Source organism: Mesorhizobium sp. B2-5-4, assembly GCF_006441095.1.
GTDB classification, from domain to species: domain Bacteria; phylum Pseudomonadota; class Alphaproteobacteria; order Rhizobiales; family Rhizobiaceae; genus Mesorhizobium; species Mesorhizobium salmacidum.
In genome coordinates, this window is record NZ_VFUR01000001.1 from 163,111 (window position 1) to 184,934 (window position 21,824).

Sequence of the window (21,824 nt, forward strand, 5' to 3'; positions counted from 1 at the left end):
CCGAGAAGGTGCGCGTACCGAGGCCGGCTGTTGGAGCCAATGGCTGCTGGCCAATGGTTGTCTCGTAGAAAGTGAATCGAACTTTTTAGCCGTTCATTCATACATGCGTGCTTTCTAATTGATCATGCTGTTCAACTGCTTCACCCGGATTCGGCTCGTGGCGGCCGGTATGCGCCGCAGCAGAGCTGCGAACGTCGCCACCATCTTTGCCCTTACCCTGCCGATCGTTGTCGGTGCGGCGGGTTTTGGCGTTGAAACCTCCTATTGGTACTACAACAGCTTGAGATTGCAGGCCACGGCGGATGCCGCGGCCTATGCCGGCGCGCTGGAGAAGATCGCGGGTTCCGACACGCCGACGATCGTCGCGGCCGCGACCCAGTCGGCGACCGACAACGGCCTCGGGAACGGCACCATCGTCGTCAATACGCCGCCGACGTCAGGGCCGAACATTGCCAAAAAGGCCGTCGAGGTGGTCCTCGGCCAGAATCTCGACCGGATGTTCACCTTGATCTTCACTCAGAGCCAGGTTCCAGAAAAGGCGAGGGCGGTGGCGCTCATCACCGACGCCTCCAAGGCTTGCCTCCGGGCGCTCAATCCGTCGGCACCGCAGTCGGTGCTCTTCTCCGGCAGCACCAGCATGACGCTCAACGGCTGCGTCATCATGACGAATTCGATCGCCAGCGACGCCATCAAGGTGCAGGGATCGGCGGCTCTCACGGCCGACTGCCTGATCTCGGCGGGCGGCGTCGTGCTGAACAATCCGGTGACCACGATCTGCAAGGCGCCGATCACCCAGGCCTTGCCCGTACCCGATCCTTTCGCCAGCGTGCCGGCGCCCGCCGCCAGCAACCCATGCCAGAATGTCAACGGAGGCAAGTCGACCCAAACGATCCAGCCCGGGACCTATTGCAGTGGCATGAGCCTCAACGGCAATGTCACGCTTTCTCCCGGCGTCTATGTTGTCCAGGGCAATTTGAAAATCAACGCGGGCGCGGTCATCCAGGGCGACGGCGTGACCATCTTCATGGCGGGCAGCAGCACCGTCAGCATGAACGGGAACGCGACCGTGACGCTCAGCGCGCCGCAGTCGGGCACCTATTCCGGCATGCTGTTCTACGGTGACAGGACAGGCACGGCGGCGCAGAGTACCTTCAACGGTACGGCAACATCCTTGCTGACCGGCGCCATCTATTTCTCCAAGCAGCAAGTGAACTACCTGGGCAACTTCTCAGGCAACAATGGCTGCACGCAGATTGTGGCCGACACTATCCAGTGGTCCGGCAATTCCACGATCAACCAGGACTGCTCGAGCCTGGGAATGAAGGACATCCCCGCGGCGGCGTCGGTCGCGATTGTCGAATGAAGCGCGTGGCCTATCGATTGATCCCAGCCATTCGCGAAGACGCGGGTGCAGCCGCGGTTGAGTTCGCGATGGTCCTGCCCATCCTTTGCCTGGTACTGCTCGGCATCGCCGACGGCTGGTCATACGTCACGAGTTCGCTGTCTATGCGCGCCGGCGTGAAGACGGCGGCGAACATGGTCTTGGCGGGCTCCGCCGACGACAGCGCGACACGGGCCGCGGCAATGGCGAACTGGGAGAGGATGCCGGACGACGGTCAGGTCACGCTGAGCCGGATTTACAAATGCGGCACGACCGTGGTCGACGCTTCGACCTTGTGCAGCGGGCCGAAGGCACCGTCGGTCTTTGTCCAGATCGACGCATCGGCGACGTGGACTCCGCCCTTTACGTTCGGCGTGTTTTCCGCCCCCAGCGCGATCGGCCAGCAGGAGCTGATCCGTGTTCGGTAATACGGGAGGCTTCAGGGACAATCGATCGGGCGGAGCCGCGCTCGAATTCGCGCTGATCGCACCGTTCCTTATCATGCTGCTATTCGGAATCTTCGCCTTCGGCTGGTCGATGAATACGGCCTCCAGCGTTCGCTACACGCTGGAGGCGTCCGCACGGTCCCTGCAGCTTAACAACACGCTGACCCAGGCCGACATCCAGGCGATCGCGACGCAGAAACTGCTTGCGCTGGGTCTGAAGAATGTGAACGTCACGATCGCCACCGACCCGGCGACCGGCGGCTTTCGCATGGCGCACCTGACCGCTGCCTATGCGTTCGTCATAGATTTCCCATATTTCAACGCCTACCCGATCAATTACGCGACGACCGTTGCCGTGCCGCTGGTCGGCGGTTAGCCACGTAGTCCGCCAGACCGCGAATCTGCTGGCCTCGAGCCCTGCGGCCGGGCTGTATGAGTTCCCCTCGTTGACGAGCATGCAATTCAAGTCTGGTAAAGGAGTCATGGGTCGGCGCTTTCTGGCGTGACGGGCTCTTTTTCACAGTGGGGCGTAGCCGAATTTTATCCAAGACATCAAGGATCTTTAAACTTCTGCCCGTTACCAGAGCACGTATGGCCTCGTGGCGGAGCGGCTACGCTAGAGACTGCAAATCTCGGAAGCCTCGGTTCGATTCCGAGGCGAGGCCTCCAAAATTCCGAAGCTGATGGACTGGTGGATCGGGCGGGAGTGGATCCATCCCTGCTCCATTTCCGCATTACGCCAAGCGTTTCCGCTTGAGCGCAAAAAAAGTTCTAACGGAACAGATATTTCGACACTTCGGGGTTGCCGCGGCGCCACATCATATTGTCGAGGAAGTAATGGTGCACGTTGATGAAGATCAACACGATGAAGAAGAACAGCGACGATCCCAGGACTTCCCGGTCATAGGGGACAAGGGCCGTCAGCACGGTCGGCACCAGCCAGAAACCCAGACCGCCGAGGAGAAGGCCAGCACTGATGAACTCCAGAAGCCGCACCCTGTAAGCCGAACCAAGGACGGACAGGATTCTGGATGGCGGAACTTTCTCGGCATCGCGCCCGTCACGCTCGACATTGCTCTGGTAACGCCAGACCACCGCCAGGTACTGCAAGGAATGGAGCGCCGGCACCACAAGCAGCCAGAGCGGATTTGTCCTTACGATCAGAATCCAGAGATATAGGGATGCGATGTAGGCGATGACGCCGTTATACGGCAGGCTGCCGCCATTCCTGCTCCAACGATTGATCAGCATCACGGCAGTGGCGGCCGTGGAAGCGGCCGCGGCCGCCACCGCAATCGCGTTGAGCCATGCAGGGGTGGCAAACGTATAATATTCCAGCCCCAGGTATTTTCCCTGGCTGACCGCCGTGTTCGTCTGAAGCCATGCGAACAGCCAAACGGCATAGCTGTTGATCAGCAGGATTTTCTTGTCCGGATCGGTGAAGAACCTGCGCTTCAGGACGGCATCCACCATCAACATACCGTAGCCTTGCTTGACATAGTGCCAGCCCACGAAAAAGAACATCGCGTTGGTTGCGTTGCCCAGCAGCCGGGCGTTCGCCGTTATCGAGCCGTAGGCAAAAAATGCACCCATGAGTAGGGGAACGATGATGCCGGCGACGATGTAGCGGATCTGGAGGTTCCTGTCGTAGCCGCCGCCGCGCAGCTTCCGCCCAAAATTGCGGTAGAAGAGTTGGTATGAGTGGGCGAAGTGCGGATAGTTGATCAGATAAGCCAGGAAAAGCATCGTCGCCGCCACGAGACCTTCGTATCTCAGTGGCACGAAGTACAGCGCCGGCAAGATCAGGAATGCGCCGCCGCCGAGCATCAGAAAGTCCGCGAGCGGACCAAAGAGATATCTTGGCGGCGTTGCCGCGGGAGCGCGTATATCCGCCGAAAGGTGAACTGTCATATGAGCGCTCCCTTCGTATTCCATTTAACCACTGGCCCGTCTGATCGACAAGACAGAGGAGCTGGGCGCTAGACTAGCGCGAAAGGCATGGGGTATCGGCTGCAACGGATGCCGTAACCCGCAATGTTGTCGACGCGATGCGCCCCTGCCAAATTGCATCGGCCAGGCGTTCGCTGCGTAGAATCGGAAGAGGGACTGGAGGTCCGGAAGATCTGGTACGCCCAAGGGGAATCGAACCCCTGTTACCGCCGTGAAAGGGCGGTGTCCTAACCGCTAGACGATGGGCGCGCTCAGACGAAGCGGCTTATACTGGCGTTGCGCGTAACCGGCAACCCGTTAGGTGCCGCCTTGGACAACTTTTTTCCAGCCTGCCAAATCAGCGATTTCGCGAGGGGTCGGCAGGGCTTGGCGATCAGCGGTGACATTAGTCGCTTCGCCATCCACGGGCGGAGCAAGGAGCGTAGCGAAGCGGCGCAGACCCGAGAATCATGCCGCGACTTCAACGCGTTGCCGTGGTGCAGAATTCTGCTCCCGTTGCGATCTTTGCCAGGGTCACGGCATGGATTTCGGGTCTTCGCGACGGAGCTTCGCTCCTGCTTAGCCAAGGGTGACGACATGGGAACGACTCGGGCCTGCTGAGGTTCCGGTCCGTCAAATCGCTGCTAGCCGTCGTCACCGCCGCTGCGCCGGCGGCAGCGCCAGTTCCAGTCGCGCTCGGGGCCGACATCGACATGGACCGATTCGGTGTGGCAGTAGGTGCCGACGCCGCCGCGGCCGGGCATGGTCCTGATGTAGCTCGCAAGCTCCCATTTGGAGACGCCGGGCACCTGGATGTCGGCGGCGGCGCAATACATGTGCAACGAATTCTTGGCGCCGTTGGCACGGCGGTTGCGGGCCGGGTCGCGATAGCCCGAGGTCACCATCATCTTGCGGCCGTAGTGGCCTTCGATCGTCTTCAGCACGCGCACCAGCGATGGCTTCAGGCAGGCGACGTCCACGCTCTCATTCTGCTTCAGCAGTCCGTTGGGCGCCAGGCGCGCCATGCCGGCCGCAGACGCAACCTGATAGCTGCCGCCCGAGCCTTCGTCCTCATTGAGGTCGACGTCGCTTTCGTCGTCGAGGCCGGATTTGCGTTTGATCTCGAACAGGGCTGTCTGGCGCACGCCAGGCAGGGCATCGCTACCCGTAATGTGACCGGCATCGTCCCCGGTCGAAGCCAACTGTATCGGCTTTGCCGTGGAATCGGCCGAGGCCAGTGTGATGATCGGCTTTGCTGCCGCCGGGGCAGGCTTGGCCTGCGCGGCAGGCTGTTCGCCCGATCGTGTGTTGACCAGCGGAGCGGGTGTTGCCGAAGCGGGGGTGGCGCCAAACATCGAGGCCAGGAAGCCTTTTTTCTTCGGCGCCTCGGCTTGCGGCGCGTCGCCAGCGGTCACATAAACCGGATTGTTCATTACCGGTGCCGCGGCCGGCTTCGGCGCCGTCGCGGCAGCATCGGCGGCGGCGATCTTCTGGGCGACCGCGTCGGTCTGCTGCGCCGTCTGTACCTGCTGCTGCAAGGACTGCGGCGTCTGACCCGCGATCGTTTCCGCGCTGGCTGGTATGGTGAGCGGGAAAGTGGCCCCAGGCTTGGCCATCGGTAGGTAGGCAACCTTTTCGGGGAGTGCCGTGTCGCTTTCGCTCATCACCGTCGTCTGCTCCGTCGCTACCTGCGACGACGAATCGGCGGCGAGGGGCTTGCCCGTGGAGGCGGCGTGGATGTCGGATGCGGAAGCATTGTAGCCGGGCATTCCGACCGACATTGTCGGATCGCCGGCCGATGTGCAGGAGGCCAGAAGCATCGAGCAGAACGCTGCCACGATGACGCGGCGTTCTCCCTTTGCGAGGCTCCATCCTGCTGATTTCAAAGTCAAATTCCCCCTCGATGTCCGGTCGGTGTATCCTTGGCGCTGACTGGTATGTCTGCGTCAGGGTGACCCTTGTCTCCGATCCGGAAACGAGACCTGTGTCAAATCAGCAAGCCTGTAAGTATTTTTGCAGCGAATGCCGAATTGCGGCTGCTTAATGGTTGACGACACCATTTCGCCCGCTTTTGCGGGGGCGTCAACTCACCAGACATTACAGTCCGTTACACACGTACCTTGACATAGGTGCCGGGAGCATCGCCCAAGGTTTTCATATGCTTGCCGGGTTTGCGGGCAGGTACGCGGGTGTTGTCCTTGGCCTCTATCCAACTTTGCCAGTGTGGCCACCAGGACCCGGGATGGTCCGTGGCGCTTTCTATCCACTGGTCGAAGTCGCCTTTCGGCGGGCCGCCAGTCCAGTACTGATATTTGTTGGATGCGGGCGGATTGACGACGCCCGCGATATGCCCCGATCCCGCCATCACGTACTCGACCTTGCCGCCGAAATATTTCGAGCCGAGGAAGACGGACAGCGCCGGCGCGATGTGATCTTCCCGCGAGGCGAGGTTGTAGACCGGGATGGTGACATCGCCGAGCGAGACCGTGTGGCCCGCAAGTTCCATCGTGCCGCGCGAGAGGTTGTTCTCGAGATAGCAGTTGCGCAGGTAGAACGAGTGGTTGGCCGCCGCCATGCGGGTCGAATCAGCGTTCCAGTAGAGCAGGTCGAAGGGCAGAGGATCCTTGCCGCGCATGTAGTTGTTGACGACATAGGGCCAGATCAGGTCGCCCGAGCGCAGCATGTTGAAGGCGGTGGCCATCTTTGTGCCGTCGAGGTAGCCCTTTTCGTTCATCGCCTTTTCCACCGCCGCGACCTGTTCCTCGTCGACGAACACTTTCAGGTCGCCGGCATGGGTGAAGTCGACCTGTGTGGTGAAGAAGGTCGCCGACTTGATGCGGTCGTCGCCTTCTCCAGCCATCAGCGCCAGTGCCGCCGCTAGCAACGTGCCTCCGACGCAGTAACCTATGGCGTTGACGTCGCGCTCGCCGGTCGCCTTCTCGATCGTGTCGAGGCCGTATTGCAGGCCTTCCCGGATGTAGGCTTCCCAGTTCTTGGCGCCATGACGTTCGTCCGGATTGATCCAGGAGATGACGAAAACGGTGTGGCCTTGCTCGATGGCCCAGCGGATGAAGGATTTCTGCGGGTTGAGGTCGAGGATGTAGAACTTGTTGATCCAGGGCGGGCAGATCAGCAGCGGGCGTTTCAACACTGTCTCGGTTGCCGGATCATACTGGATAATCTCGGCGACGTCGCTGCGGCCGACCACCTTGCCGGGCGTCGTGGCGATGTTCTTGCCGATCTCGAAGGGCGAATAATCGGCCTGGCGCAATTTCAGGTCGCCCTTGCCGGCGGCGATGTCCTCGGCCAGCATCTTCATGCCGCGCACCAGGTTTTCGCCGTTGGAGGCGACGGTTTCGCGAAACAATTCCGGATTGGTCAGGATGAAATTGGATGGCGAGATGGCGTTGGATACCTGCTTGACGTAGAAGCTCGCCTTATGGCGGGTATGCTCGTCCAGGCCTTCGGCGTGCTCGACCAGTTCGGACGCCCAGCGCGAGGTGACGAGATAGGCCTGCTTGAGGAAATCGAAGAAGGCGTTGCGGCCCCATTCCGGATCCTGGAAGCGCTTGTCGCCGCGCTCCGGCTTGACGGCATCGTCGGCACCCTCGGCGTTCGGGCTGACGCGCTGGATGGCGTTCGCCCAAACCGTCATATAGCCGGCGAACAGCCGCGTCTGCGCTTCGAGCGCACGCTGCGGATCGGCAAGCCAGTATTCGCTGAGCTTCGAGAAGGTCTTGACCATGTCGACGACCGGCTCGGCGACGTGGTCGCGCACCTCACCCTTTTCGCGCGGTTCGGCCCAGGCGGACGCCGCCTTGCCGGCCTGCTCGATCATCCGCGCCATGTTCAGCGCAAAGCGTTCCGGGTCCTTCACCAGATATTGCTCGACCGTCGAAGGTCCGCCATCTTCCGCTTTGCCCGAATCGGGTGTTTTGGACATGGTTCGCGGGGTTCCTCCGGAAGCGTTTTCTTGACATATTAACATGGGACATCCGACAGGGTCCAATCTCGCTCTACCCCGGCTGCCAAGGAAACAATATGACGATTAAGTTTGGCGAGACTGTTTTTTTCGGTGCCGGCCACTTTTGCCGCATCGGCGCGACAATCATGCTCCTGGGCGTTGCCGGATGCTCGAGCACAAATACCGGCGGTCCGGTGCCGATGGCCACCGACGCGGGTCCGAAGGACACCGGTACCTTTCCGAACCTGAACATCCCGCCGCAAGTGGCGGCGAAACAATTCACCGAGACCGAGAAGAACGCCAAGCTCGCCCAACTGAAGGCCGACGAGAACGGGCAAGGCGCCAAGAGCGGCGGCGTGGCCGTCACCAACCAGGCGGCGCTGACCGATCTCGCCAAGAAACATGGCCCGCAGACGCTGAAGCAGATCGAAGGCAAATGCGACCCCGCCCTCGACCCTACCTGCAAATGAGTATATAGCGCGCGCCCAACGCTCCCTTGCTGTCTGGAACTGCCATGGAAGAATTTCACAAGGTCCGCCGGCTTCCGCCTTACGTGTTCGAGCAGGTCAACCGGCTCAAGGCCAGCGCCCGTTCGCGCGGTGCCGATATCGTCGACCTCGGCATGGGCAATCCGGACCTGCCGACGCCCAAGGCCATCGTCGACAAATTGTGCGAGGTGGTGCGCGATCCGCGGACGCACCGCTATTCCTCATCGCGCGGCATTCCCGGCCTGCGCCGCGCCCAGGCAAACTACTATGCCCGCCGCTTCGGCGTGAAGCTCAACCCCGACACCCAGGTGGTCGCCACGCTTGGCTCGAAGGAAGGTTTCGCCAACATGGCGCAGGCGATCACCGCGCCGGGCGACGTGATCCTGTGCCCCAACCCGACCTATCCGATCCACGCTTTCGGCTTCATCATGTCGGGCGGCGTCATCCGCTCGCTGCAGGTCGAGCCAGATGATGGCTTCATTCCCGCGCTCGAGCGCGGCGTCCGCCATTCGATCCCGAAGCCGCTGGCGCTGATCCTCAACTATCCGTCGAACCCGACGGCGCTGGTCGCCTCGCTCGATTTCTACAAGGACGTGGTGGCCTTCGCCAAGAAGAACGACATCATCATCCTGTCCGACCTTGCCTATTCCGAAATCTACTTCGACGGCAATCCGCCACCCTCGGTACTGCAGGTGCCGGGCGCCATCGATGTCTGCGTCGAGTTCACCTCGATGTCGAAAACCTTTTCCATGCCCGGCTGGCGCATGGGCTTCGCCGTGGGCAATGAACGGCTGATCTCGGCGCTGACCCGGGTCAAATCCTATCTCGATTACGGTGCCTTCACGCCGATCCAGGTGGCGGCCGCGCACGCGCTCAATGGCGACGGCGCCGACATCGCCGAAGTGCGTGACATCTATCACAAGCGCCGCGACGTGATGGTCGATGCGTTCGGCCGCGCCGGATGGACCATTCCGGCACCGGCAGCCTCGATGTTCGCCTGGGCGCCGATCCCGGAGCCGTTCCGGCATCTGGGATCCCTCGAATTCTCCAAGCTGCTCATCGAGCATGCCGACGTCGCGGTGGCGCCCGGTGTCGGCTTCGGCGAGCATGGCGACGATTTCGTGCGCGTGGCGCTGGTCGAGAACGAGCACCGGATCCGCCAGGCGGCGCGCAACATCAAGCGCTTCCTGTCTGCCAGCGCCAAGCAGCCCAACAATGTGGTGCCGCTTTCCGCCCACCGGTAAATACAAATTCGATCTGATTTGAGGGGCGCCGCCTTCCATGGCTGAAGCACTGCGTGTTGGAATTGCCGGACTTGGCACGGTCGGTGCATCGGTGGCGCGCGTGTTGCGCGACAAGGCGGCGGAGTTGACCCGCCAATGCGGGCGCGACATCATCGTGTCGGCGGTTTCGGCACGCGACCGGAAACGCGACCGTGGTACCGATCTGAGCTCCGCGAACTGGTTCGACGATCCGGTGAAGATGGCACAGACCGCTGAGATCGACGTTTTCGTCGAGCTGATCGGCGGCGATGAGGGGCCGGCGCGTGCCTCTGTGAAGGCGGCGCTCGAAGCCGGCTGCCATGTCGTCACCGCCAATAAGGCGCTGCTTGCCAAGCATGGCGTGGCGCTTGCCGAAATCGCCGAGAAGAAGGGCGTGCTGCTCAACTACGAGGCCGCGGTGGCAGGTGGCATTCCCGTCATCAAGACGATGCGCGAAGCGATGGCCGGCAACTCGGTCAGCCGTGTGTTCGGCATTCTCAACGGCACCTGCAACTATATCCTGACGCGCATGGAGGCCGAGGGCGTTTCCTTCGACGTCGTGCTGAAGGACGCGCAACGGCTGGGTTATGCCGAAGCCGATCCGACCTTCGACATCGAGGGCCATGACACCGCGCACAAGCTGTCGATCCTGACCAGCCTTGCTTTCGGCACCAGGATTGCCGCCAACGACATCTACATGGAAGGCATTTCCAACATCACCCAGGCCGACATCCGTGCGGCAGGCGATCTTGGCTACCGGATCAAGCTGCTCGGCGTCGCCCAGCGTACCGAAAGCGGCATCGAGCAGCGCGTGCATCCGACCATGGTGCCGACGGCTTCCGTCATCGCGCAGGTGCATGGCGTCACCAATGCGGTGGCGATCGAGACCGACATTTTGGGCGAATTGCTGCTCTCCGGTCCCGGCGCCGGCGGCAACGCCACCGCCTCGGCGGTCATCGGCGACGTCGCCGACATCGCCAAGAGCCGGCCAGGCTTTCAGCATGGTCCTGTCTTCGGCCTGCCGGCGAAGGAGCTGAAACCGTATAAGAAGGCGCAGATGCGCAGCCACGCCGGCGGCTACTTCATCCGGCTGACCGTGCATGACCGCATCGGCGTGTTCGCAGCAATCGCCAAGCGCATGGCCGACAATGATATTTCGCTGGAATCGATCGTCCAGCACGCGGTCAGCGGTGAGGCGGCGGCGCAGAAGACGGTGATCCTCGTCACCCACGAGACCACCGAGGCCGCCGTGCGCAAGGCCGTCGACGGCATCACCAAAGACGGCCATCTGACCGACAAGCCGCAGGTCATCCGCATCGAGCGAGCAGGGTAGCAGCGGCCTCGTCGTCGCGGGCATAACCACCGGCGGCGCATTTCCGTTCTGTGAGGATACCACTGCCGCCCGGAACGAATTGGCGTCGGCACCGTTCTCTTGGTCAGCAACCAAGGGAGCCGCTTCATGGCTGATACCAACAAATCCGGCCCTCCTGACATCGAGGACATCCAGAAGACGCTGGAAAAGCAGATCGCCGACCTGCGCAAGGAGATCACCAAGATCAACAAGAGCATTTCGGCGCGCAGCGCGGAAGTGCTCGATGACGCCAGCGAACAGGCATCGGATTTCTACGATACAGCTGCTTCCCGCGCCTCGCGGACAGCGCAGCAGTTGCGCAGCCAGGCTCAGTCCGTTTCAGAAGCCGCGCGCGAAAATCCGGGCACGACGACCGCAGTGGTTGGGGTGATCGGCTTACTTGGCTTCTTGGCCGGCCTCGCGATCGGCCAGTCGATGAACGACACGCCGCGCCGCTGGTACCATTAGCCGCAAGGGCGGCCAGCTTGGCCGGCCGCACCATCTCGCTACGTTTTTCAACACGGCCGTCTCGGGGAGGGTATCATGGCGTCGTCCATGCTGATCGGCATTCTCATTACATTCCTGGTCATTATCCTGGTTCTGTATCTCGTCCAGCGACTGCCGCTCGACGCCAGAATGAGACAGATCGTGCAGATCATCGTCATCATCATCGGCATTGTTTCGCTGCTCAAATACCTCGCGGTTTTCTAGGCTGCGAGGAACGGGAATTTTCCGCTTCGTATTGGCCCGGGTCGTCTCGAACCGGTGGGCATTGTTTCAGGAATGCGGTTCAATCGATTGATATTGCTGTCCTTTCGATAAAGCTGCCGGTAGGTCTTGCCGTTGTCATGCTCGTTTGACAAAACAGGCGCGCCTCCGGCGGGAGGCGGCATCAAACGAGGATTTGCCGAAATGAATGTGGCCCAGAACATCGTCGCCGGCCTTGACCGGATACTCACCATGGAACTGGTGCGCGTCACCGAACGGGCCGCCGTCGCGGCCGCCCGGCTGCGCGGCCGCGGCGACGAAAAAGCTGCCGACCAGGTCGCCGTCGACGCCATGCGCGAGGAACTCAACCGCCTCGCCATCAAGGGCACGGTGGTGATCGGCGAGGGCGAGCGAGACGAGGCGCCGATGCTCTATATCGGCGAGGAGGTCGGGACCGGCAAAGGCCCGGCGGTCGATATCGCGCTCGATCCGCTCGAAGGCACGACAATCTGCGCCAAGAACCTGCCGAACGCGCTTGCCGTGATCGCGATCGCCGAGAAGGGCAGCCTGCTGTTCGCGCCCGACGTCTACATGGACAAGATCGCGGTCGGTCCGGGTTACGCCGAAGGCGTCATCGACATCGATGCCACGCCGGCCGAGAACATCGCCAGCCTCGCCCGGGCGAAGGGCGTCGCTGTGTCCGATATCACGGCCTGCATCCTCGACCGGCCGCGCCACGCCAAGCTGATCGACGCCGTGCGTGCCACCGGCGCCGCGATCCGGCTGATCGGCGACGGCGACGTCGCCGGCGTCATCCACACCACCGACCCGGAAGAAACCGGAATCGACATCTATCTCGGCACCGGAGGCGCACCGGAAGGCGTTCTGGCCGCGGCCGCCCTGCGCTGCACCGGCGGCCAGATGCTGGGCCGGCTGATCCTCGATACGCCCGAGAAGGTCGCCCGCGCGGCCAATATGGGGATTGCCGATCCGAAGCGGGTTTATCGGGCCGAGGACATGGCGCGCGGCGATGTGCTGTTCGCGGCCACCGGCGTCACCGACGGCAACATGCTGGCCGGCGTCAAGTTCGGCCGAACCTACATCACCACGCATACGATCGTGCTGCGCTCCTCGTCGCGTACCGTGCGGGAGATCAAGGCCCGGCACCAGGATCTGGATAAGTTCTAGACCTGCTTGCGAAGCCGGGCCGCAGTTGTTAGCCATTGGCTGCATCTGAAGCTGGCCGCGCAAGGACTAACGATGACGGTGTTCGACTGGCACGCGGATCCGATTTCGCGTGCCACTCCTGTGACGAAATCCTACCGCAACACCCAGAACGTGCGCCGCTTTCTTACCCGCGAATGCGGCGACACGTTTAGGTTCGATCGACCCTTCATGGCATGGCTCAAGGACGGTCGGGAAAAAACGATGGGAGATGCAGCCGACGAGTGGGTCCGGCGCCAGGCTGAAAAGCGGAAAGCGTAGTTTTTCTTGAATTCTTCTGCGACGCCTGCATGTCATTATCTCAAAACCGCTGCACACTTTTGGGCGACATGCATTATCCTGCCGCCAACCATGAGTTGGCAAAGCGCATGATGGGCGACAGGCGCCTCTTCCTCGATGTCAGGCAGTCGGCGACCGGTCTCTCCTGGGAGCACCGGCTGACCGAACGGCAGGACATGATCGCGCTTGCCATCGCGCAGGGTCATGGCGTGCCCGACATCGTCGCGCGCGTTCTTGCCGGACGCGGCGTTGCCGTCGATGAGACCGAACGGTTTCTCGACCCGACGATCCGTGACCTGTTGCCGAATCCGGCCTCGCTGACCGACATGGACAAGGCTGCTATCCGCATCGCCGCCGCCGTCATTGCCCGGGAGAAAATAGCGATCTTCGGCGATTACGACGTCGATGGCGCGGCCTCCTCGGCCTTGCTGAAGCGGTTTCTCATGCATTTCTCGGTGCCGTCGGAAATCTATATCCCGGATCGTATTTTCGAGGGCTACGGTCCCAATCCCGACGCCATGCGCGAACTGGTCTCGCGCGGCGCGACGCTGATCGTCACCGTCGATTGCGGCACCAACAGCGCCGCCTCCGTCGAGGCCGCCAAGGAGGCGGGCGCCGATGTGGTGGTGCTGGACCACCACCAGGTTGGCGGCGCGCTGCCGGCGGCGCATGCCGTCGTCAATCCAAACCGCGACGACGACCTTTCCGGACAGGGTCATCTCTGTGCCGCCGGCGTGGTCTTTCTCGCTCTGGTGCAAACCGCGAAGGTGCTGCGCGCGATGACCGACGCCACGCCGCCGGATCTGCTTTCGCTGCTCGATCTCGTCGCGCTTGCCACCGTCTGCGACGTGGTGCCGCTCACGGGCGTCAATCGCGCCTTCGTCGTCAAGGGCCTGCAAGTGGCGCGGCAGCAGAAGAATGAGGGGATGGCTGCCCTTGCGCGGGTGTCACGCATCGGCGAGCCGATCAGCACCTTCCATCTCGCCTATCTGATCGGCCCGCGCATCAATGCGGGCGGGCGCATCGGCGATGCGGCGCTCGGCAGCCGGCTGCTTGCAACGGACGATCCGGTCGAGGCGCAGAGCATCGCCGAGACGCTCGACCGGCTGAACCAGGAACGGCAGCTGATGGAGCAGGAGATGCTCGCCGCCGCGCGCGCCGAGGCCGATGCCGAGCTCGCGGGCGGCAGCGGCCCGGCAATCGTCGTCACCGCCAGCAACAACTGGCACCCCGGCATTGTCGGCCTGCTTGCCTCACGACTGAAGGATCACGCTCGGCGGCCGGCCTTCGCCATCGCCTTCAACGCCAGCGGCACCGGCACCGGCTCGGGCCGGTCGGTGTCGGGTTTCGACCTTGGCCGGCTGGTGCGCGAAGCCGCCAATGCCGGGCTCATCGTCAAGGGCGGCGGCCATGGTATGGCTGCTGGCATCACAGTCGAGCGCGCAAGGCTGGGCGAGCTCAGGGCCTTCTTCGAGGAGCGGGCGGCCGCCGACGTTTTCCGGTTGCAGGATGAGGAAACCCTGGCCATCGATGGCGCGCTTGCCGCGGAAGGCGCGACGCTAGGCCTGCTCGACGCCCTGGAGAAGGCGGGCCCTTTCGGCGCCGGGCATATCGCGCCGGTTTTCGCTTTGCCGCGCCATCGGCTCGTCGATATCAGGCCGGTCGGCACCAATCATATTCGCGCCGACTTACAGTCGGAGAGCGGCGGCCGCATCCAGGCGATCGCCTTTCGCGCCGTCGACACGGTGCTTGGCGAATTCCTGTTCAAGAACCGGGGCAAGACGATGCATGTCGCCGGCTCGCTGTCGGGCAATCACTGGAATGGCAACCGTACGGTGCAATTTCGCATTATCGATGCCGCACGGGCGTAGGCGCGCGGCGGAAACCGGGCAATTCAGCCGGCCGGCGCATAACGCAGCAACGTCACGCCCTGGGTAAGACTTTCCGTATCGAGCGGTTTCAGCGCCAGCGACAGGCCGGATTGGAAATAAGGCTTGCCGTCACCCAGCACCACAGGATGCATATAGAGCCGGTATTCGTCGATGAGACCGGCTCGCATCAGAGAGGCCGCAAGGTCGGCACCGCCGAGGATGACGAGGCCATCGGCATGCGCCTTGAGGGTTCGTACCGTGTTCTCGGCATCGTCATCCACCAAGCGGGCGTTGAACCCGACTTGCCGAAGCGTGGTCGAGAAAACGATCTTCGGCGTTTCGCGCCATGCCTGGGCAAAATCCCGCTCGACCTCGTCGGTCCGGTCTCGCGCTCAGGACTGTCCCAGAAGCGCATCGTTTCGTACATGCGCCGTCCCGCGAGTACGGCGGAGGCCTGTCACATGATGTCGTTGAAATGCTGGTGCAGCTCCGCTTCGGGCACCGGCAAGCCGATGTCCTCGTCCGATCGGGCGATATAGCCATCCAACGACGTCAGCATGGAATAGACAATCCTGGCCATCGGCATCTCCGCTTCGATCGGCCCAGATCACCATAACTAATTGCATTTGCAATCAGTTTATGCCGAAGCGAATAGAGCTTGATGAGATGATCTAGGCGAGAACCGTCTGCAGCCGCGTCAGTTCGCTGATCTGCGCCATCGTGGCCTGATAGCCGATCTGGATCGCCTCGTCGGCCCGGTGGAACTCGGTGAGGCCGATATGGCTGAGCTTGGGCTGCAGCGACATGTCGGGCGGATCGCCGGCAAGCCTCGCCCGTGAAATGCGGTCCTGGATGATGTTGAAGGCTTCCACCATCACGCCGGTGATGCCCAGACGCGTCTGGTGCGATTGGTGCTGGGAGTTGACCTGGCCGGGCCTTGGCGCATCCTTTTCGATAACCAGCTCGCCGGCACTGTGTTTGATCACGGCGGCGCGGCCGAACAGGTCGTAGTGGAGGTTGACCGCCACGACGAGCGGCTGCTCGTAGGCGCGGCAGACCGAAACGGGCACCGGATTGACCAGCGCTCCGTCGACCAGCACGCGGCCGTTGCAATCGACCGGCTCGAACACGCCCGGCAGCGCGTAGGATGCGCGCATGGCCGTGATCAGCGAGCCGCTCGACAGCCAGATCTCGTGGCCGGTGCGGATTTCCGACGCGACGCAGACAAATGGCTTGGGCAGATCGTCGAAGCGGATACCAGCCACGTGCTCGCGCAGGCGCGCGTCCAGCTTCATGCCGCCGAAGAGGCCGCTGCCGCGCAGGTTGAGATCGAGCAGGCCGAAGATGCGCCGCCTTGTGAGGCTCCGGGCGAACTCTTCCAGCTCATTCAGTTTGCCGGCGAGATAACAGCCGCCGACCAGGGCACCGATCGAGGTGCCGGCGATCATGGAAACTTCGATGCCGGCTTCATCGAGCGCCCGCAGCACGCCGATATGAGCCCAGCCTCTGGCGCAACCGCCGCCGAGCGCGAGCGAAATGCCGGTTTTCTTTGGAGATTTTGTCGCGGATGCGCCGCCGGCCGAGGACAGGCCGTTGGCCTCCCTGACATCTGGTCTGTTAGGCAATGACGCCCATTCGAGCATCATGATCTCCCTTGTCCCAGGCTACTATACGGATGGGCCGTATCGAAATGATGAATCTATGTGATCGCTGTGAGGCAGAAGGTTCAAGCTGATGGCTTTCGATAGGTGTTTTCCGCATCGAGCAGCGGCTTGCTGCCGTCGTCGGCAAGCGTCCCCTTGCCGTCGATCAGCCCCACCGTCCGATAAAAGCATGAACGCCGGCCAGTGTGACAAGTTGCGTCGTGGCCCAACACTTTGACGCGCAACCATATGGCGTCCTGGTCACAATCCGTGAGCATCTCGACGACATGCTGGAAATTGCCCGAGGTTTCGCCCTTCTTCCAGAGTGCGTTGCGCGAGCGCGACCAGTAATGGGCAATGCCGGTCTCCAGCGTCAGCGCCAGCGCCTGCGCATTCATATGCGCGACCATCAGCAGCATGCCGTCGGCGGCATCGGTTACGACGACGGTGACAAGACCAGCGGCATCGAAGCGCGGCGAGAACACCGTGCCTTCTTCCAGGATCTTCTTGTCCGAGGGAGCTTTCGGAAATTCCAGTGCCGACATTGCCGGTCCATTTTCCTGTTGACCGTGACGTCGGCAAGGGGCTTACGCCCTGCCGCCGCGCACCATGGTGACAAAACGAACCTGCTCTTCGGGCGTATCCTTGAAGACGCCGGTGAAGGTGGAGGTCAGCGTGATTGAGCCCTGCTTGCGGATGCCGCGCATGGCCATGCACATGTGCTCGGCCTCGATCATGACAGCGACGCCGCGCGGGTTGAGCACGTCCTGGATGACCCCGGCAATCTGCGCGGTCAGGGCTTCCTGCGTCTGCAGGCGATGGGCGAAGATATCGACGACGCGCGCGATCTTGGACAGGCCGACGACCTTGCCGTCAGGCAGATAGCCGACATGCGCCTTGCCGATGATCGGCACCATGTGGTGCTCGCAATGCGAATGGAACTGGATGTCCTTGACGATCACGAGATCGTCGTAGCCGGCGACCTCCTCGAAAGTACGGCCAAGCTCCTCGGCTGGGCACATATCATAGCCGCCGAACATTTCACGGAACGCCTTGGCCACCCGCTTGGGGGTATCGATCAAACCCTCGCGATCCGGGTTGTCGCCGGTCCAGCGCAGCAATGTGCGCACGGCGGCCTCGACTTCGGCCTCGCTCGGGCGGTCGGTGACCGGCTTTTCCATATAGGCCGACTGGGGCATGAGTTTCTTGATGACGGCATCCATAAAAGGCGTCTCCCGTAGTCCCTCTCTCAGGAGGAACGAGTTGAACGGACCACGACCTTTCGGTGTCGGAAACTCGCCCCGTTTCCAGCCCCGTAAGCGGCGTGAACTTCCCGGCAAGGACAGTGGCTCTCGCCGCCTTGTCGATACCGGACTGCAAGCATTATATATGGTCGTGCCGGGCGAATGAAAGACGCAACAACGGCAATCGCTGTTTGCTTGGCGGCGACGGATTGGAAAATAATGATCAACGACGTCTACAACGCGAAAATTCTCGGTTTTGCCGGAAACATCGCCCGCATCGGCCGGCTCGATCATCCCGACGCGACCGCGAAGGCGCATTCCAAGCTGTGCGGGTCGACCGTTACCGTCGACCTCAAGATGGAGGACGGCGTGGTCACCGACTTCGCCCACGACGTGAAAGCCTGCGCGCTCGGACAGGCATCGTCCTCGATCATGGCGCAACATGTCGTCGGCGCCAGTGCCGAGGAATTGCGCGCGGTGCGCGAGACCATGCTGAAGATGCTGAAGGAGAACGGCGCGCCACCCGAAGGACGCTTCGCCGACCTCGGCTATTTGGAGCCGGTGCGCGACTATAAGGCGCGCCATGCGTCAACCATGCTGACCTTCGACGCCGTGGTCGACGCCATCGGCCAGATCGAAAAGAAGCGCGCCGACGAAGCGGCCTGAGCGTGGGCTTTGACCTTACGGTTATTGCATAAGTGATCGGCCGTGCCCTGGCGGGACCCACCCGCCGTCGCCGCCCACTATGATTTGTGGCGCGACATCGTCGTCACATTCAACCCGGCAGACGATCCGGCGGCGGGACATCTGCCTCTGGACGTCAATGACCTCGATAAACTTCTCGAAAAATACAAGAAGGCAACGTAGCCGGATCCTGCCAGGCAGCGGCTCAGGCCGGAGCTTTCAGCGCGCGCCGATCAGGCGGTGGGAACTTCCACATTGTCGATCAGCCTGGTTTTTCCCAGCCAGGCGGCAGCGAGAACGCGGCCCGCTCGGTCATGCCGCCATGGCGTAAGTGTCAGGCTTTCGCGGGCCTTGACGTAATCGACCTTCTGGAAGCCGGCCGCGATCAGGGCGCGGCTTGCGTCTGCGATCGTTTCCTCTTGACCTGCGCCCGCCGCCAGCGCCGCCGCCGCCTTGCGCAGGATAAGGTTGAGCTGGCGCGCGATCCGGAGTTCGGCTTCATCGAGATAGGCGTTGCGCGACGACATGGCGAGGCCATGCGCATCGCGTATGGTCGGCGCGCCGATGACTTCGACAGGCAGGTCGAGGTCGCGGCAAAGCTGCCTGACGACGCAAAGCTGCTGATAATCCTTTTCGCCAAAGATGGCGACGTCGGGTGCAGCCTGCAGGAGAAGCTTGGCCACCACGGTGGCGACGCCGTCGAAAAAGGTGGGGCGAAAGTCCGTTTCGAGCCCGGCTGACGGGCCGCCGACCGAGATTCTCGTGGCAAAACCGGCGGGATACATCTCGCTGACATCAGGCGTGAAGGCAAGATCTGCCTTGGCCGTCGCCAGCATGTCGAGGTCGCGGGCCAACTGGCGCGGGTACTTGTCGAGATCCTCGCTCGGCGCGAACTGCGTCGGATTGACGAAGATCGACACCACGCAGCGATCCGCTCTTTCGAGCGCGATCTTGATCAGCGAAAGATGCCCGTCATGCAATGCCCCCATGGTCGGCACCAAGGCGATGCGCAGCCCATCGCGCCGCCAGTCGCTAATTCGCGCGCGAAGCGCGGCAACGCTGTCGACGACGTCGGGCCGGCTCATGATTCATCCCTGCCATTTGTTCTCGAGAAGACGTGGGTGGGGCCGGGGAAATCGCGGTCCCGCACCTCCGATGCGTAGCGCTCGGCGGCATGCTGGATCACACTGCGCAGGTCGGCATACTGCTTGACGAATTTAGGCACGCGATCGACTGTTAGCCCGACCATGTCGTCGATGACCAGGATCTGGCCGTCGCACTCGCCGCTGGCGCCGATGCCAATCGTTGGAATGGCGATGCGGCGGGTGATGTCCGCGGCGACCGTCTCTACCGTTCCTTCGATGACCAGGGAAAACGCACCGGCTTTCTCGACCGCGCTCGCGTCGGCGATCAGGGCGGCCACATTCTCGTCCGTGCGACCCTTGATCTTGTAGCCGCCATCCTTTTCCACCGATTGCGGCTGGAGGCCGATATGGCCCATGACCGGGATATCGGCGGCCACGATCGCCGCGATCTGAGCGGCCATGTCGACGCCTCCCTCGAGTTTCACTGCCTGGCAGCCGCACTCGCCGACGATGCGCCGCGCCGAGGCCACGGCCTGCGCGGCTGAATCCTCATAAGTACCGGCCGGCATGTCGACGACGACGCAGGCCTTGGCCGAGCCCCGCATCACGGCTTGGCCGTGCGCGATCATCATCTCCAGCGAGGCGCCCAGCGTCGTCTCATGGCCATGCAGGACCATGGCGACGCTGTCGCCGACCAGGAGCAGGTCGACATAGGGATCGAGCAGGCGGGCGATCGGGTAGGTGTAGGCGGTGAGGCAGACGATCGGCGTGCCGCCCTTGCGGCGGCGAATCAGGTCGGCGCCGATGCGGATATCGGTGGTCGGCAATTGCGTGGCCAATCGTCGCCTCCTTCTGCCCCCGGCCGGATAGATTTCCGCATGGGCGCGCAGAGCTTTAGAAAGAGCGGCAAGGCTTGGCAAGCGCGCATCCGGCCACCCCTTGGGATCACAGGCTTGTGTCGGGCCCTGGCGCGCCATTTGCCGCTCCCCGTGGCAAAACCCTTGCCTTCCCGAAGGCCTGACGCCATAAGCAGGAAACGGGCGCCGCCAGCGCGAGGGTTCTGAAATGAAGACTTTCCTGACGCAGTTTTTCACCTGGTGGAACAGCCAGACGCTGGGAACGCGCCTGCACACCTGGCGGCACGGCAAGGAAGTCGGCCAGGACGAGGCCGGCAATGTCTATTACGAAGGCGGCATCGATTCGGAAGGCCGCACACGTCGCTGGGTCATCTACCGCAACTATTCGGAAGCCTCGGCCATCCCGCCTGGCTGGCACGGCTGGATTCACCATCGGGTCGATGTCGCTCCCCCCAGCGATGACTACCGGCCGCGCGAATGGCAAAAGCCGCATCTACCAAATCTGACCGGCACGCCAGCGGCCTATCGTCCGAAGGGCTCGCTGCTGACCAATCAACATCGCCCGCAGGTCACCGGCGATTACGACGCATGGACGCCGGGGTCGTAACGGCGCGGGTTGTAACGGTAAGGTGCAGGCCGGTCCTTTATCGCCACAATTGGTGTTTAGCTGCTTGCTGATCAGAAAACGGCGACTAGCCTTGGCGATCGACGGAATCACCTGGGCGCGAACCACCGGTACCCCTGCATGAGCTTTTTCAACCTGATATCGACAGGCGGTCTGGCGCTAGCCGCCAGCCTCGCCGTCAGCACCGTCGCCTTTTCGGCTTCACCCGCACCTGCACCCGCCGCTCCGGCGCCGACGGCGCCCGCGGGATCGGATCGCATCACCAACCCGGTCGCCGAGTTCGCTGGCATCGACAAGATCACCGGCCGCATCATTACTTTCGATGTTTATATCGATGAGACTGTGCAGTTCGGCGCCCTGCAGGTTACGCCACGCGTCTGCTATTCCCGGCCGGAGAACGAAGAGCCGAAGACCGACTCCTTCGTCGAGGTGGACGAGATCACGCTCGACCGCAAGATCCGCCGCATCTTCACTGGCTGGATGTTCGCCGAAAGCCCGGGTCTCAATGCCGTCGAACATGCCGTCTATGACGTCTGGTTGAAGGCGTGCAAGCAGAAGTCGGATGTGCCGGCGCCCGACGCTGGCAAGAGTGGTGCGACCAAGGCCGACGGGGCGAAAACCGACGCTTCGAAGCCAGCCGCAACCCAGTCTGCCTCGGCCAAGCCAAAGCCCACGGTCAGTCCGGACGCGGCACAGCCCGACGACGCCGCGGAACCGGATACGACGGACACCAACTGATCTCTTGGAACCGCCATGGCTGGCGCGCGTTGGACAATCACCACG

25 protein-coding genes and 2 tRNA genes are annotated in these 21,824 nt (G+C 62.5%); 16 read left to right on the plus strand and 11 right to left on the minus strand.

What is annotated here, in order from left to right; all coding sequences use genetic code 11:
• Positions 1–124 precede the first annotated feature (124 nt).
• The 4 genes from FJ492_RS00770 (at position 125) to FJ492_RS00785 (ending at position 2,496) form a co-directional block, all read left to right on the plus strand.
• Positions 125–1,363, plus strand: coding sequence for a pilus assembly protein TadG-related protein (locus FJ492_RS00770; protein WP_181166061.1), 1,239 nt, complete (start codon positions 125–127; stop codon positions 1,361–1,363).
• A complete protein-coding gene (locus tag FJ492_RS00775) occupies positions 1,360–1,809 on the plus strand; it encodes a TadE/TadG family type IV pilus assembly protein (RefSeq protein ID WP_140508775.1) in 450 nt (149 codons plus the stop codon). The genes FJ492_RS00770 and FJ492_RS00775 overlap by 4 nt, the downstream gene beginning before the upstream one ends.
• Complete coding sequence (locus FJ492_RS00780; protein WP_140508776.1) at positions 1,799–2,203, plus strand: TadE/TadG family type IV pilus assembly protein; 405 nt, start codon at positions 1,799–1,801, stop codon at positions 2,201–2,203. Before FJ492_RS00775 ends, FJ492_RS00780 begins: the two co-directional genes overlap by 11 nt.
• A 217-nt stretch (positions 2,204–2,420) precedes the next feature.
• A tRNA-Cys gene (locus FJ492_RS00785) sits at positions 2,421–2,496 on the plus strand.
• Between the two features lie 102 nt (positions 2,497–2,598).
• On the opposite strand, the gene FJ492_RS00790 is transcribed toward FJ492_RS00785, so the two are convergent.
• The 4 genes from FJ492_RS00790 to phaC form a co-directional block, all read right to left on the minus strand.
• Positions 2,599–3,738, minus strand: a complete 1,140-nt coding sequence (locus FJ492_RS00790) for a hypothetical protein (protein ID WP_140768073.1) — start codon at positions 3,736–3,738, stop codon at positions 2,599–2,601.
• 213 nt (positions 3,739–3,951) lie between these two features.
• Positions 3,952–4,026, minus strand: a tRNA-Glu gene (locus FJ492_RS00795).
• A 374-nt stretch (positions 4,027–4,400) separates the two neighbouring features.
• Positions 4,401–5,648, minus strand: a complete 1,248-nt coding sequence (locus FJ492_RS00800; protein ID WP_140711463.1) for a YcbK family protein — start codon at positions 5,646–5,648, stop codon at positions 4,401–4,403.
• Positions 5,649–5,863: 215 nt separating this feature from the next.
• Positions 5,864–7,699 carry a class I poly(R)-hydroxyalkanoic acid synthase gene (gene phaC / locus FJ492_RS00805; protein ID WP_140768075.1) on the minus strand — a complete coding sequence of 612 codons (1,836 nt, stop codon included), beginning with the start codon at positions 7,697–7,699 and terminating at the stop codon, positions 5,864–5,866.
• A gap of 98 nt (positions 7,700–7,797) precedes the next feature.
• Here phaC and FJ492_RS00810 point away from each other — a divergent pair, with 98 nt between their 5' ends.
• The 8 genes from FJ492_RS00810 to recJ all read left to right on the plus strand — a co-directional run bounded on the left by FJ492_RS00810 (position 7,798) and on the right by recJ (position 14,903).
• The gene (locus FJ492_RS00810; protein ID WP_140768077.1) at positions 7,798–8,190 is read left to right on the plus strand and encodes a hypothetical protein; all 393 of its coding nucleotides are present in this window, start codon (positions 7,798–7,800) and stop codon (positions 8,188–8,190) included.
• 44 nt (positions 8,191–8,234) lie between these two features.
• Complete coding sequence (locus tag FJ492_RS00815; RefSeq protein ID WP_015317568.1) at positions 8,235–9,452, plus strand: LL-diaminopimelate aminotransferase; 1,218 nt, start codon at positions 8,235–8,237, stop codon at positions 9,450–9,452.
• Positions 9,453–9,489: 37 nt separating this feature from the next.
• Positions 9,490–10,803, plus strand: a complete 1,314-nt coding sequence (locus FJ492_RS00820; protein ID WP_140711466.1) for a homoserine dehydrogenase — start codon at positions 9,490–9,492, stop codon at positions 10,801–10,803.
• Positions 10,804–10,929: 126 nt separating this feature from the next.
• Complete coding sequence (locus FJ492_RS00825) at positions 10,930–11,289, plus strand: hypothetical protein (protein WP_140768079.1); 360 nt, start codon at positions 10,930–10,932, stop codon at positions 11,287–11,289.
• 75 nt (positions 11,290–11,364) lie between these two features.
• Positions 11,365–11,532, plus strand: a complete 168-nt coding sequence (locus FJ492_RS00830) for a Thivi_2564 family membrane protein (RefSeq protein WP_084637105.1) — start codon at positions 11,365–11,367, stop codon at positions 11,530–11,532.
• 201 nt (positions 11,533–11,733) lie between these two features.
• Positions 11,734–12,717 carry a class II fructose-bisphosphatase gene (gene glpX, locus FJ492_RS00835; RefSeq protein WP_140711468.1) on the plus strand — a complete coding sequence of 328 codons (984 nt, stop codon included), beginning with the start codon at positions 11,734–11,736 and terminating at the stop codon, positions 12,715–12,717.
• Between the two features lie 72 nt (positions 12,718–12,789).
• Entirely contained in the window at positions 12,790–13,014 is a 225-nt protein-coding gene (locus FJ492_RS00840) for a DUF6434 domain-containing protein (protein WP_140508790.1), read from the plus strand.
• A gap of 107 nt (positions 13,015–13,121) precedes the next feature.
• Positions 13,122–14,903, plus strand: a complete 1,782-nt coding sequence (gene recJ / locus FJ492_RS00845) for a single-stranded-DNA-specific exonuclease RecJ (protein ID WP_140768318.1) — start codon at positions 13,122–13,124, stop codon at positions 14,901–14,903.
• Between the two features lie 23 nt (positions 14,904–14,926).
• Here the strand turns inward: recJ and FJ492_RS29035 are convergent, their stop codons facing one another.
• The 5 genes from FJ492_RS29035 to folE form a co-directional block, all read right to left on the minus strand.
• A complete protein-coding gene (locus FJ492_RS29035; RefSeq protein ID WP_246675863.1) occupies positions 14,927–15,232 on the minus strand; it encodes a dihydrofolate reductase family protein in 306 nt (101 codons plus the stop codon).
• A 128-nt stretch (positions 15,233–15,360) separates the two neighbouring features.
• Positions 15,361–15,483 carry a hypothetical protein gene (locus FJ492_RS29410; protein WP_281408063.1) on the minus strand — a complete coding sequence of 41 codons (123 nt, stop codon included), beginning with the start codon at positions 15,481–15,483 and terminating at the stop codon, positions 15,361–15,363.
• A 91-nt stretch (positions 15,484–15,574) separates the two neighbouring features.
• Complete coding sequence (locus FJ492_RS00855) at positions 15,575–16,546, minus strand: patatin family protein (protein ID WP_140711471.1); 972 nt, start codon at positions 16,544–16,546, stop codon at positions 15,575–15,577.
• An 83-nt stretch (positions 16,547–16,629) separates the two neighbouring features.
• Positions 16,630–17,091 carry a phosphoribosyl-AMP cyclohydrolase gene (gene hisI, locus FJ492_RS00860; protein ID WP_140768081.1) on the minus strand — a complete coding sequence of 154 codons (462 nt, stop codon included), beginning with the start codon at positions 17,089–17,091 and terminating at the stop codon, positions 16,630–16,632.
• Positions 17,092–17,133: 42 nt separating this feature from the next.
• Positions 17,134–17,769, minus strand: coding sequence for a GTP cyclohydrolase I FolE (folE, locus tag FJ492_RS00865; RefSeq protein WP_140768083.1), 636 nt, complete (start codon positions 17,767–17,769; stop codon positions 17,134–17,136).
• Positions 17,770–18,009: 240 nt separating this feature from the next.
• Here folE and FJ492_RS00870 point away from each other — a divergent pair, with 240 nt between their 5' ends.
• Entirely contained in the window at positions 18,010–18,456 is a 447-nt protein-coding gene (locus FJ492_RS00870; protein WP_015317578.1) for an iron-sulfur cluster assembly scaffold protein, read from the plus strand.
• Between the two features lie 42 nt (positions 18,457–18,498).
• Positions 18,499–18,657 (plus strand): hypothetical protein, encoded by a 159-nt coding sequence (locus FJ492_RS28635; protein WP_181166555.1) that lies wholly within the window; start codon positions 18,499–18,501, stop codon positions 18,655–18,657.
• A 50-nt stretch (positions 18,658–18,707) separates the two neighbouring features.
• On the opposite strand, the gene panC is transcribed toward FJ492_RS28635, so the two are convergent.
• Both panC and panB read right to left on the minus strand, forming a co-directional pair.
• Entirely contained in the window at positions 18,708–19,559 is an 852-nt protein-coding gene (gene panC / locus FJ492_RS00875) for a pantoate--beta-alanine ligase (protein ID WP_140508797.1), read from the minus strand.
• The gene (panB, locus tag FJ492_RS00880; RefSeq protein ID WP_140508798.1) at positions 19,556–20,398 is read right to left on the minus strand and encodes a 3-methyl-2-oxobutanoate hydroxymethyltransferase; all 843 of its coding nucleotides are present in this window, start codon (positions 20,396–20,398) and stop codon (positions 19,556–19,558) included. Before panB ends, panC begins: the two co-directional genes overlap by 4 nt.
• A gap of 226 nt (positions 20,399–20,624) precedes the next feature.
• On the opposite strand from panB, the gene FJ492_RS00885 reads away from it, so the two are divergent.
• Together FJ492_RS00885 and FJ492_RS00890 are read left to right on the plus strand one after the other, a co-directional pair.
• A complete protein-coding gene (locus FJ492_RS00885) occupies positions 20,625–21,023 on the plus strand; it encodes an NADH:ubiquinone oxidoreductase subunit NDUFA12 (protein WP_140508800.1) in 399 nt (132 codons plus the stop codon).
• Positions 21,024–21,161: 138 nt separating this feature from the next.
• Positions 21,162–21,779, plus strand: coding sequence for a DUF2155 domain-containing protein (locus FJ492_RS00890; RefSeq protein WP_140508802.1), 618 nt, complete (start codon positions 21,162–21,164; stop codon positions 21,777–21,779).
• Positions 21,780–21,824 lie beyond the last annotated feature (45 nt).